Source organism: Thermotoga sp. KOL6, from assembly GCF_002866025.1.
Classification (GTDB): Bacteria; Thermotogota; Thermotogae; order Thermotogales; family Thermotogaceae; genus Thermotoga.
In genome coordinates this window covers 35,179-49,656 of sequence record NZ_LNDE01000001.1, presented here as the reverse complement: position 1 = coordinate 49,656, position 14,478 = coordinate 35,179, and the positions used below count along the sequence as shown (strand labels likewise).

Sequence of the window (14,478 nt, the reverse complement as noted above, 5' to 3'; positions counted from 1 at the left end):
ATGTGAAAGTTCTTTTATGGATCACCTTTGTTGTCATGTTCATTTTGATAGCTATTCCATTGATTCTTCTATTTTTGGATAGTTTCAAAGGAGAAGAAGCGTTATTCACTCTGAAAAATTACATCGATACTTTCACCAGAAAAAGCAACATAAAAAGTGCTTTGAACACCTTATATCTTGCAATTTCAACCACATTCTTTGCCACTCTTATAGGATCTGTCCTTGCTTGGCTTATCGCAAGAACGGATATTCCCGGGAAATCGATTCTAAAAACACTTCTCATGGTGCCTTACATGATACCACCTTTCATAGGCGCTATGGGATGGATGTTTCTTTTTGGAAGGGCAGGTTATTTAAATAAATTATGGGAAAAATTCTTCGGTCATATTCTCTTCAATGTCCATTCCTTTCCTGGTCTCGTTCTTGTGATGACAATGTATATGTATCCACCTGTTTTCATAACTGTTCACACGGCCCTTATGAGTATGGACGCATCTTTGGAGGAAGCAGGTAGGGTGTGTGGCGCTAGACTTTTCAGGGTTATGAGAACGATCTCTCTTCCTTTAGTTCTTCCCAGTATACTATCAGGTGCGTTTTTGGTATTTGCAATGACGTCCGCGAATTTTGGAATACCGGCTCTGATAGGAATGCCTGCTAGAATTCATGTTCTTACCACGAGGATAATGTCCTACATAGCATCGGGAACGGAAAAAGGATTAAGCAGAGCAGTTTCTCTTTCTGTGATATTGGTAGGTATAGCAATAACAGGACTCACGTTGAACAACCTTTTCGTTTCAAAATCCAAATTCACAATCATAACTGGGAAATCTACAAGACCAACTGAGATAAGACTTGGGAAATTCAAGATGATCACAAGCTTTGCAGTTTGGATCTTTGTTATCTTTGCAGTTTTTCTACCTCTTTTCTCTCTCTCTCTGACATCGCTTTGGAAAGCATGGGGGCTTCCCTTTAAATTCTCAAGTTTTACTTTTGGAAATTTTTACAAAGTTCTTTTCGTCGATGAGAACACGAAGAGCGCAATTAGAAACAGTTTTGTCTTCGCCATACTTTCCGCAACTTTCGTTACTATATTGGGATCCGTAGTTGCATACCTTTCGGTGAGGGTTAAGAGTCTAGTTTCGAAATTTATGGATGGGTTGTCGACCCTTCCTCAAGCCATCCCTGGAACTGCTCTTGCAGTTGCCATGATACTCATGTGGTCCAGTAAGTTTGGTATAAACCTCTACAACACAATGTGGATAATCATCGTTGCTTATACCGCTAGGTACATGTTTTTATCCGTAAGAACGGTTTCTGGAGCTGTAAGGCAGATTCATGAATCTCTTGAAGAAGCTGGAAGATCGATTGGTGCCAAGCAACTAAGAGTTCTGAAAGATATAACCTTTCCCATATTGAAACCCGCCCTACTTTCATCGTGGGCTCTTGTTTTCATGCCGACTTTCAGAGAACTCACTATATCGATTTTACTGTACGGTCCTCAGACAAGAACAATAGGAGTTACGATTTACGAACTCCAAGAGGGCGGAGAGTATCAAATGGCATCTGCTTTTGCAGTTTTTGTCCTTGTAATAGCTTTTATTCTTCAATATGTCGTGAACAGATATCTCCTCGGAAGGGAGAGAACCTGATGGCCAGGATAGTTTTAAACAAAATAGAGAAATTCTTCGGAAAAAATCATGTCATAAAGAATTTGAACTTAGGAATAGAAGACGGAGAATTCGTGACTCTCTTAGGGCCCTCTGGATGTGGTAAAACTACAACTCTCAGGATGATAGCAGGATTTGAGTCTCCTTCTTCCGGAGAGATACTCATAAACGGGAAATGCGTTTTCTCAAAGGTAAGGAAAATCAACGTTCCTCCCGAAGAGAGGAACATCGGTATGGTTTTCCAAAATTATGCTGTGTGGCCTCACATGAGTGTTTTCGACAACATAGCCTATCCTCTGAAAATAAGGAAAATGCCAAAAGATGAGATAAAGGAAAGAGTTGAAAGGATAATAGAAGTAGTGAAATTAAGAGGACTTGAAGGGCGCTTTCCCTACCAACTTTCTGGAGGACAACAACAAAGGGTGGCTTTTGCAAGGGCTTTGGTTTACTCTCCAAAAATCCTTCTTTTGGATGAACCTCTTTCCAATTTGGATGCAAAACTCAGAGAAGAAATGAGGTTTGAGATAAAGGATATTCAAAGAAGAATAGGTGTTACCGTTGTGTATGTAACACACGATCAATCCGAAGCCATGGTCATGTCGGACAGAATAGTCGTATTGAAAGACGGTGTGATTCAACAAATAGGTTCTCCTGCAGAGATATACGAATTTCCAAAAAACAGATTTGTAGCTGGTTTCATAGGCATATCCAATTTCTTGAAAGGCGAGATAATTGAAGTAATCGGAAATGATGTCGAAGTTAAGCTTTTAGAACTGGCAGACAAACCAATTGTGATCGCATGTCACAAGCTGAAAAATTTGAAAAAAGAAGTAACTGTTGTGATAAGACCCGAAGATTTGGAGATAACACCGAAGGGAAATATCAAAGCCAAGATCAAGAAAAGGACGTTTCTTGGAGATCACATAGATTACATCATCTTCGCCGGAAAAGAAATTAGAATCAAAGCTCCTAAGTACCAAATTTTTGAGGAAGGAGAATATGTCAAACTGAAGATAAAGAAGGCAGTGATTGTGGAGGATTGAAAAATGCTGAAATTCAGAGTCCTTGGAGGAGTAGGTGAAAAAGGGCGAGTAGGGTTTGAAATACTGATAGATAAAAAAAGAATCGTGTTCGACTATGGCGTGAAACGAAAATTTGGGAGCAATGTTGATGAAGTGTATCCTATGGAACCATCTGGCCCTCTCGATTTTTTGTTTATCTCCCATTCTCATCTGGATCACGTTGGAGCGATCCCCCTTCTTGATTTTTCTTATATTGTTTGTTCAAAACCAACTTCTATTCTCTTGGAATCCCAGGTTAGAAATTGGATGAGTGTAGCTGGAAAACTTTTGAAGGACGAAGGAAGGTATAAAAGATTCCTTGAAAGTTCACCTGTTTTCAAAGAACGCCCAATGGATTTACCTGTGAAGATTGGAAGAAGCGGTCATGTGGTAGGTTCGCGATGGATTTTTTTGAAAAAATACTCCTTTTTGTACACAGGAGATGTTACCCTGGACTCCCCACTCTACACGTTTGACCCATTCCCAAAAGCCGATGTTTTAGTTGTGGATACAGCTTACGGGATAAAGAAGCTAAGAAAAAGAGAAGAACTTTTGAATCTCCTTGATGTGAAAGATAAAAGGATAGTTCTTCCTGTTCCGGAGATTGGAAGATCACAGGAAATATTAGTGAAACTTTTGGAAAACGGGATGGAACCAGTCTTTGTTGATGAGAATATATTGAAGGGTTTTGAATTTTTGGAGAAACACGAAAGTACAAAAGTGAGAGTAGATATGTCTGGAATCAACTCTTCTATTCCGAAAAAATTACCTTATGGGATATACCTTGCAACTGATGGAATGATAACATCAGGTACATCGAAAATACTTTTTGAGTTGTTGAAGGAAGAGAAAAACACTACTTTTGTCATCACTGGACACGTTGAAGAAGGAACTCCGGGATGGAAACTTTTGAACGAAGATGGAAGGGCGATCTCTTTCGTATGGAAGGTTCATCCGGATGCTGAAGATCTTTTGAAAATAATTGATACCGTGGCTCCCAGAGTTGTTATACCCTTCCATTCGAGAAGAGAAGATCTTGATAGTGTGAAATGTTTCCTCGAAAAGAATGGTTCTAAAGTTCTGATACCAAAAAAAGGAGAATTCATCGACATGGAGGCGATTCTATGACCGGTACACTTATAGCTGATAAACTGGAAGAGCTATATAAGCTTGGAAAAAGAGATGAAGATATAGAACCTATTGTTGCCTATTTAGGTGGTAAGCCCTTCGGAAGAATAGAAGATGGGGATACAGTGATTTTCTGTTGCAGAAGAGGTGAAAGAGAAATTCAACTCACTGAAGCCTTTGTGATGGAAGATTTCGAAAAATTCAGGGTTAAGAGATTCAAAGATTTGGAATTTGTGACCTTGGTTAAATACGATGAAAGATTCAAAAATGTCAAAGTGGCTTTCGATTTTCCTCCCCTTAAGAACACTTTATCCGAGGTTATTTCACAAAACGATCTGAAGCAACTCCACATGGCGGAATCTGAAAAATATGCCCATGTTACGTTCTTTTTCAATGGAAGAAGGAGAACTCCTTTTCCGAATGAAACAGATGTTTTAGTGGAATCCCCCAGTTTTGAAGATCTTTCAAAAATCCCCGAGCTTTCCATTTACGAATTAGTTGAAGTTTTAACCACAGAAATTAAAAGAAAAGAATACGATTTCATACTTGTGAACTTTGCAAACGCTGACGTAATAGGCCATCTTCCCGATATGGAACCAAAAGTAGAATGTGTTAAACATCTAAGCAAAGCGCTTGAAAGAGCAGTGAAAACCGCTTTAAGTAACGACTATGCGGTTTTAATAACAGCAGATCATGGACTCATAGAGCTTGGTATGAAATCTTTGAATCCTCCTGTCCCAAATCTAGGTCACACGACGAATCCTGTTCCTTTTTTTCTCATCCTTCCAGATGATAAAATCGCTTTTAAGAAAAGTGGGAGAATATCGAACGTCGCCCCCACTGTTCTGAAACTGATGGGACTTGAAAAACCTGATGAAATGATTGAGAGCCTTCTTCTTGAAAAACCCACGCGAAGCTATAGGGTGATTCTCATCATCATGGATGGTTGGGGAATAGGGCCTAAAGATGAAAGAAACCCTATATATATTGCAAAACCAAAATTTTGGTGCGAACTGATTGAAAAATACGAACATGGAGAGCTTTCCGCATCCGGAGAAGATGTTGGACTTTTGAAGGGGAGACCAGGGAATTCAGAAGCGGGTCATATGAATTTAGGTGCTGGAAGAGTTGTTATTCAAGACGAGGTTATCATAGAGAGATCTTTAAAAGAAGGAACATTCGCCGAACGAAAGGTGTTCGTGGAAGCCTTCAAACGAGTTTTGAGAAAGAACAAGAAACTCCATCTCATATCGATGCTTTCAACAAAAAGTTCTCATGGAACCATAGATTATCCCATCGCTTTGGTTGAAAAAGCAAAATCCATGGGTATCAAAGATATATTTATCCATGTCATATTTAACCGCCACGGTGTTGAAAATATGAAAGCATCCGAACTTCTAAGGATCTTGAGTGAAAAGGTCGAGCGTTATGAAGGAGTCTACATAGTCACCGGTGTTGGTAGGAAATGGGCTCTTGATAGGGACAAACGCTACGATAGAACGAAGATAGCTTACAACGCACTGGTTTATGGGAAAGGTATAAAAGTGAGCGTTGATAGAAATTCTTCGAGATGATAATGAATTTAAGAAACTCTTTGATCATCGATATACGAAATCACGCAAAATCGTCTATCTCCAAATTTTTCCTGTATTGAATAACGATTTTTGTTACTTTACAGGATACTACCTGGCCTCCCTGCAAACTGCTGAAAAGACGGGGAAGAACAGAATTATCAAAGCTTTCTAAATGAAGACATACACAAAATTTTGGGGCACTTCTTCGAATGCGTTTGAGTCTATGTTGTAATAAGTTTGAAAAGATCAAATGATGCGTCTTTCGTGTACTCAATGTACTTTTTGTATTGATGATACTTATCGATCATGAGTTTCCAAAACTTGTTCTTTTCAAAATTTCCTCTGTCGATGATCATTCATTCATGAGAATCGAAAATGTTCTCATTCAAGAACCCTGCGGCTTTCTCATCAAAACGTTTCGCCATATATCCATACGGATTCCAATGGATTAGAACACGCCTTAGATCAAATACGATAGTATTTACTTGTTCTTTCACGAATCGGTTCTTACCTCCTTCATGGTTTTTTCTAAAGCCACTCATTGAATTTTTCTGAAAGTGTTACAATAGCATATATCCTTGCTTTTCCTCCATGAATCCAAGATGAGAAGACCTGACCTTTTCGACAGAAATGGAAAGTTAGAAAAGTTGAAACGTTTTCTTCCGAAATACTCTTTTGTTCTCGTAATGAGCTTGAGAAGATTGTTACCAAGGATTGTGGAACTAGATGTAGAAAAAGTCATTCTAGTTTGGTTTCATGCTTGGAAAAGTTCACAAATCGAGTGATGTTGATTTCATCGTTATATAAGAGATTTCTTGATAGATTGAAGAATACTGTATGAGAAACAAAGAAAGTAAGCACTGGCTTTTGCAAGGATTATAGGATATGGAAGATGTGAGGTTCAACCTCTTTGGAAAACGATACAATATCGTATGTTTTCTGGCATAACAATTCACAGAAAAAGTGCTGAAGAGTTTTTTCTTGAAAAGTGGAACTGAAGGAATATAAGGATGTTCAATCTTTCGACAAAGAGTTCAAAGTTATAGGATAAGAAGCCAGTTCATTGGACAAATACAACATACCAATCTGTTGTCTAGATGCCTTGCCCGGAGGATTCCTTCGACAACCTTTGATGAGGAAGATGTTCAACGGGTGATAGAACTAGCAGAGAAAATAGTGGTAGTATTCACTAACAAAGGTTGTGAAATCCTTTCAAATCCATTTTCCTGTGATGGTTCTGTTTATAGTTATTACGAATATCAGTATCAGTCCCCAAAGAGCGTTTGCAAGGTGGGAACTCAGCCTTAGAAGGTTAAACCCCGTTGCAACAACTTGCAGAACGATAATAGCTACGAAAAGGCCTGAAACCTTTCCGAAACCCCCTGCAGGATTAACTCCCCCAAGAACACATGCAAGAACTGTGAGGAGGAGATAGGATTCTCCGTAGGCAGCTTGCGCTGCGTTGAAACGTGCTATCATGACGAGCGATGCTATTCCTGTGAGAAAACCTGAGAGAAGGTAAGTTCTGAAAAGAACCGATTTTATGTTAACACCAGAAAATTCAGTGGCAATCGGGTTCGAACCAAGCATGTAGACTGAGATACCGTAGATGGTTTTGTTCAAAAGTAAAGACACCATGAATATGGAAACAAGAAAGATTATGAAGGGCATTGGTATTCCAAGGATCGCTCCATCACCTATGAAAAGGAACTCTTTTGGGAACCCCGCTATTATGTAACCTTTCGTTATTCCCAGAGAAATCCCTTTTATCAAAATCATCGTTCCAAGAGTTGCGATGATGGGAGATATCATAACGAAAGCCACAAGAAACCCATTCAAAGCACCAACCAGAAGAGCCGTACCTATTCCTGCTAATATGGCAAGAGGTACAGTGTACCAACCTGATAATTTCGTTAGAATCAGTGCCACTATTATTCCCGCAAGATTTGCATTCGATACTATGGAAAGATCGATCCCGCCTGTGAGCATTGGAACCATCTGAGCGAGTGTTAAAAGTCCAAGAAGTGGCATTTGAAAAGCAACAGCTTGCAAACTTTCAAGACGAAGTATCCTACCTTTTGTAAGAATAGTCATTATAACTATCAAAAACACAAGAATACTATTTAGAACGATTATCTGATAGTTTCTAACCTTCATTCAAACCAGCCCCTTCTTTTTTCTCAACTTTCTTTGGTATGCGGTTATACCCGCTGCTATCACAATTATTAGACCTATGACAACTTGATGCCAGTAAGCGGGTATCTTCATCAATATCAAGCCGTTTTTGATGATACCTATTAGAAGAACTCCAAGAACGGTTCCTATGACTGTGCCGGATCCTCCAAAAACACTGGCACCTCCAAGGATGGCTGCTGCAAGAACATCGAGTTCTCGTCCCACTATCGCGTTGGGTTGGATTATCTGAGCGAGCTGGGCTTGAACGAACGAAGCGAGTCCTGCCAAAGCCCCAATGTAACAGTACACAAACAACTGTACCTTGAATATGTTGAAACCAGCTCTTCGAGCTGCCTCCATGTTACCTCCAACGGCGTATATTTTCCTTCCTATTGGAAAATATTTCAAGATAATCCAAGTCAGAATGGCTATGAGTATCCAGAAACCTGTGAATACGGAAAGACCGTACTCTATCCCTCTTTCGTTTACCAACGTCACCAGTTTGAGTTTGGCGAATGTTCTAAAAGAATGGGGAAACCTGTATATCCACTTTCCGCCAGTTATGAAGATCAGAAGACCATAAAAAACGTTGAGGTTTGAGATAGTTATTATGACAGGATGAACCTTGGTGTAATTTATCAGGATAGCGTTTATAGCTCCAAGAGATATTCCTACTGGGATAGGTATCAGAAGGGCAACGAGGATGTTATCTATGAAGTACTTGCTTATTATTACTCCCATGACATATTGAGAAACAGTAGCGATCGCCGTGAAAGATACGTCGATCCCTCCTGAAATCAGAACGACAAGTTCTCCAAGAGCTAAAATCCCGAGAAAAGAGTTGTTTCTTAGAAGATCAAAAATGTTCTCCAGTGTTAAAAACTTTGGATTCACAATAGCCAGTACTATGGAAAGAACTACCAAAATACCCAATAAATATATCTCGGTTCTTCTTAGAAGCCGTTTTAAAGAAGAGTGATTCACAGTTATCTCCCCTTCATTCTTTAATTTTTCTATCCAATTCTTCTTCCGTTATCTGACCTGGCAAGTACTCCTCCTGTATTTTCCCGTTTTTCATAAGGAGAATCCTATCACAGTTGTTTATAACTTCCGATGGTTCATCCGATATAAGAATCAAGCTTACACCTTTTTCTGATAGCTTCCTGATCAATTTGTATATACTCTCTTTGGCAGCGATATCTATCCCTATTGTTGGACCGTCTAAAATCAATATCTTAGGAGCAGTGAGGATCCATTTTGCAAGGACCACTTTCTGTTGATTCCCCCCAGATAAAGTTTTCACAGGAACCTCTATACTGGATGTCTTTATACCAAAGGTTTTCACGGCATTTTCAGCAAAACTTTTCTTTCTCGTATTATCTATCAAATAGAATTTCCCGAGTAACTTCCTGAGATTCGTTATGACTATGTTATGAACAACAGATTGGTCTAGAACCAATCCCTGTAAAAGCCTGTTCTCCGGAACGTACCCTATACCAAGCTGAATGGCTTCTTGATTTGTTTTTATATCAACCTTTTTTCCATCTATGTATATTTCCCCTGAATCTGGTGGATTCATTCCAAAAAGGGAAAGGGCAAGTTCTGTTCTTCCAGAGCCACGAGGTCCGATTATTCCCAGAACTTCTCCTTTGTAGAGTGAAAAACTGATGTTTTCAAATTGTCCCATTTTTGTGAGATTTTTAACCTCAAGAACCTTTTCTTCACTCTTTAAACTGCGTTCCGAAAACGTGTAAGATACCTCTTTTCCGGTCATCAGATACGCAAGTTTTCTCTTGTCCATTTCCTTTCTTTCAAAAGTTCCTATTTTTTCCCCATCCCTCAAAACAGTGATCCTTTGAGTTATCTCGAGGATCTCATCTAACCTGTGACTTATGAAAAGGACAGTTATTCCATGTTCTCTCAAACGATTCAAAAAATCAAAAAGTCTTTCAACCTCTCTACTTGTGAGAGAAGAGGTGGGTTCATCCAAGATCACAAGTTTGGCTTCACCTGCTATGGCTCTGCATATTGCAACGAGTTGTTGGTCTGCAAGGGAAAGGGTTCCAACTTCTATGTCTACATCGATATCTATTCCAAGTTTTTCTAATGTTTCTTTCGCGACTTTCTTTATATCCTTCCAATTGACAAGGCTTTTTCCTCTCTCAACGTACATGTGTATCGCTATGTTCTCTGCTACTGTAAGGTTGGGAAAGAGTGATAAATCTTGGTGGACAACGTGTATTCCTTTTTTGAGGGCAAGCAGGGGTGTTAAGCGCGAATATTCCTTTCCTTCTATGATGATCTTCGCGCCTGGCTCTGGTTCGACAACACCTGTTATTACCTTAACGAGTGTGCTCTTTCCAGAGCCATTCTCCCCAACTAGTCCATGAATTTCGCCTTTGTACAATTCCAAATCCACGTTTTTCAACGCAACAATTCCTCCGTATTTTTTACTCACATTTCTCAAGGAAACCAAAACATTGGACAACGTATCACCTCGTTTTCTATGATTTCTCTATTTTATCAAAAACGGAGGGGAAAGAGTTCCCCCTTTCCCCCCTGGTTACATAAGGAGATCTATTCTAGAACCCCAATGCTTCCGCATCTTCAGGTGTTCTCATGAGTTTGATCTGATTTACGTATATGACCTTTCCTTTTATGTTTATAGGACCAAGCCCTGGTATCTCCATTCCTGGCTCTATTTTCTTTCCATCGAGGATCTGTTTTGCTATGTACACCATCGCGTATCCAGCATCTTTAGGATCCCAAAGTTGAGCCCAATCCATTGCACCTGTACTCAGATAGGGAATCGCAGTTGAAGGTATCGCACTTCCACCGACGATTATCTTATCCTGAAGTCCTTTTTCATACACCGCTTGTGCTGCACCTATCGGACCTAAACTTCCCCAACCGATGACCGCTTTAAGTTTGTCTCCATAAGTCGTTATAAGATCCAGAACAGCTGCTCTTGAATCCTCAACACTCTCTGCAGTTGGAAGTCTAGATGTGAGCTCCTTCAGGAATGGGAAGTATTTCTTTGCATATTCTAGAGCAACATCTGCCCAGTAATTGTGAAGAGGAACAGTTAAACTCCCAACGAGCATAACGAATCCACATGGATTTTCCTCAGTACACTGTATTCCGTTTTCAACCATCACTCTTACTATCTCGTTTATCGCCATTCTTCCATATTCCACACTATCGATGGTTTCAATATCCCAATCTATCGCTTCAGTTTCGAAAGGCGATTCATGAGTTAATACAACGATTCCTTTTTCTCTTGCTTTGTTAAAAACGGGTTTCAAAGCTTTTGCGTCGTTTGGAACGACACATATCGCATCGACTCCACGAGTTACGAGATCCTCCACCATTTGAACCTGAGGTGCTGGATCTGCTGTTGCGGGGCCTATCAAATACGCGTTGACTCCGAGTTCCTTGGCGGCTTGCTCAACACCTTCAGCCATTCGATTGAACCAGGGAATACCAGCTATTTTTACAACGACCGCTATTTCGTATTTTCTGCCTGCACCAAAAATAACCACGGAAACCAAGAGAACACTGATGATAAGAACACTAAGAACGAATCTCCTCATGCTTTACACCCCCTTCAAGCTTTTGGATCGTTATAATATTATGAATATTATATCATAAGTATTATAGGAAAATTAAGAATTAGCGCATGAGATGGTTTTAATAGATTTGAATGGGGAAAGAGAGGTTTTTCTCACCGAAACATTTCATTCCAAAAGCGAAAAAACCTCTTCTTGTCCGAATATGAAGACAAGGTGTACAAAAATGATGAAACCTCTACTCTTTATTTGGTACCTCTCTCATACAACGCCTTTTTAGAAAACGTGCTCAATTCCGTATTATTCTCCTTTTTTGTATTATTCTGTCGTAAAATTGACATTTTACGACATAATGTTCCCGTCCCCATTTTACAAGTCAGGTTGAGAGTATTATCATATTTATGGAGAAGTGAATGCACCAACAAAAACAGAAAGGAGGGGCGAGAATGGTAATAACAAAGCGACACGCGACATTATTAAAGAAGCTTTACGAAAGCGGTACAGAGTTCGATGTGAGCAGTTGGGAGACGTTTGACAAAGAAACACTGTGGCATTTAGAGCTAGCAGGATTGGTAAAACCTGTGGGGGTGGAGATGTACGATTTAACATTTGCAGGGAACATCTTAGGTGAGACGCTCATTGAAATGGTCGAACGAAGGATTTTAAAGGATCCTCAAGAGTGGGATGATTCATTCAGATGGATTGGATCAGAAGTTATTTCTATGATACGTTACTCTAAATCCGCCTTGTCAAAGGTGCGAGGAAATATTATGGAAGCCTTAGAGAAACGTGGTTTTGCCAAGGAAGGCATTCTAACCCCTTACGCACACACTCTCGATGAGATTTACAATGCTGCCCATCCTAGACTCGTTATAAACTCGAAAATAGCGAATTACTTGAGGAAACTTCTACCGGGACCTGGAGAATCCAATTCGTTACCTTTGGAAGGAGAAGTTCTCCTTCAACTTGAGTCAATGAGGATGATAGCATTCTCTGTGCCAAAATCCGACATTTACGCTCTAACTGGTCTCGGACAGCAAATAAGGGCTGCTCTTCTGAAAGGACTTGTTGTGACAGATGAACTCGTTCTTAACGAAATTGTGCTTGACACCGTTGCAAAGGTTTACAGGGGAGAAAATGTGAGCGATTTTGAAAAAAACGTGTTGTTTGAACGTGGTCTTATCGACTGGACCGGTCAGCTTCATCCGATGGCAGAACATCTTTATCTTGCGTGGAGGATTTACAGAGAGGGTCCATATATGACAACTCCTTCTTTCCAAATTTCCGAAGACGAAGTACAAGTGTTGAGGCTAATAAAGACCCTTTGGAAAGAACACGAAAAAAATCCAGATATATTCCCGGAAGAAAAGCAGATAAAGGAAAGAGTAAATTGGGAGTGGAAACGAAAGGATTTAACGATAAAACTGGCTCTTTACAATCTGGAGGGATTTGGGCTTTTGAAATCGCGGGAACACACACATGGTGGTCGAAAAACCCTTGTGTACGAACTCACGGAACACGGCGAAGAAGTTCTTGAAGATCAAAAGAGCAGGCTGAGAACGATAACAGGAATGGGTGTAAAGTCGATCACGATGACAAGGAAAGAATTTGCGGCTCCTAATGTAGAATGGTACGAACAGGCAAGAGTGGAAGGACTGGTAAGTGACAGCGCTCCCACTTCCTCTGGATACCTCTATGCAAAACTCTCAACAACTGTAGAAAGAAGGCCACTGATCACTAAAACGGAAATGAAAGTTCTGAGAAAGATACCGTTTAAAACAGGGGTTTTTGTTGAAGATTTGAATCTCAGCGAAGATGAACGAATAGCTTTAGATAGCCTTGAAGCTAAGAACTTGGTGGAAATCTTTCCAACAAATCTTGTCACACTGACAACGGCGGGTCAGCTCATGAAGAGAGCTCTTTCCGCAGCGCCCGATGATGTTGAATCTCCAGTGACGCCTTTGGTTATAAGATTATTGCAATCTATTAGGAAAATAGGGGTTCAACCCAAGGAGAAAAGGATCAGAATAAACCCCGAAAGTTGGAAATTCATTGAGAGAGAATTGGGTGTTGATCCTGAGACATTCGACGATACTATCAACCTCTGCAGAATCTCTAAATTCATCACGGAAAATGCTCTCACTGAAGCAGGAACAGCTCTTCTCATGGCGATCGATGAATTGGCGAAAAGAGAATATCCTTGGGTTGAAATTTAAACTAATCCCTTAGAATTCTCTCCAAGATGGGGTCTACTATTTTGTAGACCCCATTTTCTTTTTTCACGAAAGACATCCTTTCCAACGTTTTGAGTAGTGAATACAATCTTGAATCTCCAATTCTGTCTCCTTTCGCATGAAACGAACTTTTCAGATAGGACCAGGTGTTTATTCCCTTGGCAATCTGTTTGAGTAAGAAAATATAACGAGGACTTCTTTTCCCTAATTCAATGAGCTCCTGTTCAAACAGAAGACTTGCTGTATGGAAGACTTCTTCGAAAGCTACTCTTTCATCTTCAGTTTCCAGATATTTTATCCCGAACAAAACAAGATAACCTGGTATCCCATTCATCTTTCTAGCCGTCTCTTCAAGATCGAAATTGACTTTTCTGTTAAGTTCTTCGAATCCTTTTTTCAAGAACTTCACACTCTGTTCTAGGGAAAACGGCTCTAAATTGAGAAAACCTACACCTCTCCCGTATAGAGGAGATTTGTAATTCTCGATTTTCAAAAAATCGTGAAGTGTTCCGATTTCAGATCCCGTGATTAAGATGCGTACATTCTCGAGCTGATCATGAGAATAAGAAAAAAGAGCCAGAAGATCATTCCCACCCCTTGAGCCGTAATACTTGAAGTACTGAGCTTCGTCGAAAAAGAAAACAAATGGTTTCTTTTGATGCTCAACAATTGTGTTGAATCTCTCGATCAAATCTGTAAGACTAAGCTCCTTTGGATTGATTTCCAAAGAAGTACCGCTCACACTGATTCCACGGATTCTTTTAAGAAGGTTCAATATCGCTTGAGATTTAGAGAATTTGGATAATTCATCGCTCAGAACTTTACAAAGATGTGTTGAAGAGATGTGACCATGTGAAGATTCGTAGAGTTTTCTCCCATCTACGATCAGGTGTGGTATTCTCTTCTCATTTAGAAATACTTTAATCAATGAAGACTTCCCCACCCTTCTGACACCTGTAACAACGACGATAGGATAGATATTAATAAGTTTGTTGAGTTCCTCTAACTCTTTTTCTCTACCAAAAAGATCTGATTTCCTTGCTTTTGGAATGAGTGAGAAGAGCAACACA

At 39.8% G+C, this 14,478-nt stretch carries 12 protein-coding genes; 6 read left to right on the top strand and 6 right to left on the bottom strand.

Going from position 1 to position 14,478, the window contains the following annotated elements:
• Positions 1 to 2 precede the first annotated feature (2 nt).
• From AS005_RS00240 to AS005_RS00225, 4 genes are read left to right on the top strand one after another with little or no spacing between them, the layout of a single operon-like run.
• Positions 3 to 1,649, top strand: coding sequence for an iron ABC transporter permease (locus tag AS005_RS00240; RefSeq protein WP_101509704.1), 1,647 nt, complete (start codon positions 3 to 5; stop codon positions 1,647 to 1,649).
• Entirely contained in the window at positions 1,649 to 2,710 is a 1,062-nt protein-coding gene (locus tag AS005_RS00235; protein WP_101509703.1) for an ABC transporter ATP-binding protein, read from the top strand. The genes AS005_RS00240 and AS005_RS00235 overlap by 1 nt, the downstream gene beginning before the upstream one ends.
• Positions 2,711 to 2,713: 3 nt before the next feature.
• Positions 2,714 to 3,856 carry an MBL fold metallo-hydrolase gene (locus AS005_RS00230; RefSeq protein WP_101509702.1) on the top strand — a complete coding sequence of 381 codons (1,143 nt, stop codon included), beginning with the start codon at positions 2,714 to 2,716 and terminating at the stop codon, positions 3,854 to 3,856.
• Entirely contained in the window at positions 3,853 to 5,430 is a 1,578-nt protein-coding gene (locus AS005_RS00225; protein ID WP_101509701.1) for an alkaline phosphatase family protein, read from the top strand. The genes AS005_RS00230 and AS005_RS00225 overlap by 4 nt, the downstream gene beginning before the upstream one ends.
• Positions 5,431 to 5,786: 356 nt before the next feature.
• On the opposite strand, the gene AS005_RS08790 is transcribed toward AS005_RS00225, so the two are convergent.
• Positions 5,787 to 5,927, bottom strand: coding sequence for a hypothetical protein (locus tag AS005_RS08790; RefSeq protein WP_158241055.1), 141 nt, complete (start codon positions 5,925 to 5,927; stop codon positions 5,787 to 5,789).
• 105 nt (positions 5,928 to 6,032) lie between these two features.
• On the opposite strand from AS005_RS08790, the gene AS005_RS00220 reads away from it, so the two are divergent.
• The gene (locus tag AS005_RS00220; RefSeq protein WP_145998116.1) at positions 6,033 to 6,215 is read left to right on the top strand and encodes a hypothetical protein; all 183 of its coding nucleotides are present in this window, start codon (positions 6,033 to 6,035) and stop codon (positions 6,213 to 6,215) included.
• A 427-nt stretch (positions 6,216 to 6,642) separates the two neighbouring features.
• On the opposite strand, the gene AS005_RS00215 is transcribed toward AS005_RS00220, so the two are convergent.
• From AS005_RS00215 to AS005_RS00200, 4 genes are all read right to left on the bottom strand, one after another.
• Complete coding sequence (locus tag AS005_RS00215) at positions 6,643 to 7,587, bottom strand: ABC transporter permease (protein WP_101509699.1); 945 nt, start codon at positions 7,585 to 7,587, stop codon at positions 6,643 to 6,645.
• Positions 7,588 to 8,589, bottom strand: a complete 1,002-nt coding sequence (locus tag AS005_RS00210) for an ABC transporter permease (protein ID WP_101509698.1) — start codon at positions 8,587 to 8,589, stop codon at positions 7,588 to 7,590.
• A gap of 13 nt (positions 8,590 to 8,602) precedes the next feature.
• The gene (locus AS005_RS00205; RefSeq protein ID WP_199203777.1) at positions 8,603 to 10,093 is read right to left on the bottom strand and encodes a sugar ABC transporter ATP-binding protein; all 1,491 of its coding nucleotides are present in this window, start codon (positions 10,091 to 10,093) and stop codon (positions 8,603 to 8,605) included.
• 94 nt (positions 10,094 to 10,187) lie between these two features.
• On the bottom strand, positions 10,188 to 11,198 hold the full coding sequence (locus tag AS005_RS00200) for a substrate-binding domain-containing protein (RefSeq protein ID WP_101509697.1): 1,011 nt from the start codon (positions 11,196 to 11,198) through the stop codon (positions 10,188 to 10,190).
• A gap of 422 nt (positions 11,199 to 11,620) precedes the next feature.
• On the opposite strand from AS005_RS00200, the gene AS005_RS00195 reads away from it, so the two are divergent.
• On the top strand, positions 11,621 to 13,390 hold the full coding sequence (locus tag AS005_RS00195; protein WP_101509696.1) for a DUF505 domain-containing protein: 1,770 nt from the start codon (positions 11,621 to 11,623) through the stop codon (positions 13,388 to 13,390).
• A 1-nt stretch (position 13,391) separates the two neighbouring features.
• Here the strand turns inward: AS005_RS00195 and AS005_RS00190 are convergent, their stop codons facing one another.
• The gene (locus tag AS005_RS00190) at positions 13,392 to 14,477 is read right to left on the bottom strand and encodes an ATP-binding protein (protein WP_369819455.1); all 1,086 of its coding nucleotides are present in this window, start codon (positions 14,475 to 14,477) and stop codon (positions 13,392 to 13,394) included.
• Position 14,478 lies beyond the last annotated feature (1 nt).

Excerpts from the sequence above, each read along its gene's own strand:
- AS005_RS00235 (WP_101509703.1), top strand. The coding sequence starts at position 1,649 with ATGGCCAGGATAGTTTTAAACAAAATAGAGAAATTCTTCGGAAAAAAT.
- AS005_RS00230 (WP_101509702.1), top strand. The coding sequence starts at position 2,714 with ATGCTGAAATTCAGAGTCCTTGGAGGAGTAGGTGAAAAAGGGCGAGTA.
- AS005_RS00225 (WP_101509701.1), top strand. The coding sequence starts at position 3,853 with ATGACCGGTACACTTATAGCTGATAAACTGGAAGAGCTATATAAGCTT.
- AS005_RS00220 (WP_145998116.1), top strand. The coding sequence starts at position 6,033 with ATGAGAAGACCTGACCTTTTCGACAGAAATGGAAAGTTAGAAAAGTTG.
- AS005_RS00215 (WP_101509699.1), bottom strand. The coding sequence starts at position 7,587 with ATGAAGGTTAGAAACTATCAGATAATCGTTCTAAATAGTATTCTTGTG.
- AS005_RS00200 (WP_101509697.1), bottom strand. The coding sequence starts at position 11,198 with ATGAGGAGATTCGTTCTTAGTGTTCTTATCATCAGTGTTCTCTTGGTT.
- AS005_RS00195 (WP_101509696.1), top strand. The coding sequence starts at position 11,621 with ATGGTAATAACAAAGCGACACGCGACATTATTAAAGAAGCTTTACGAA.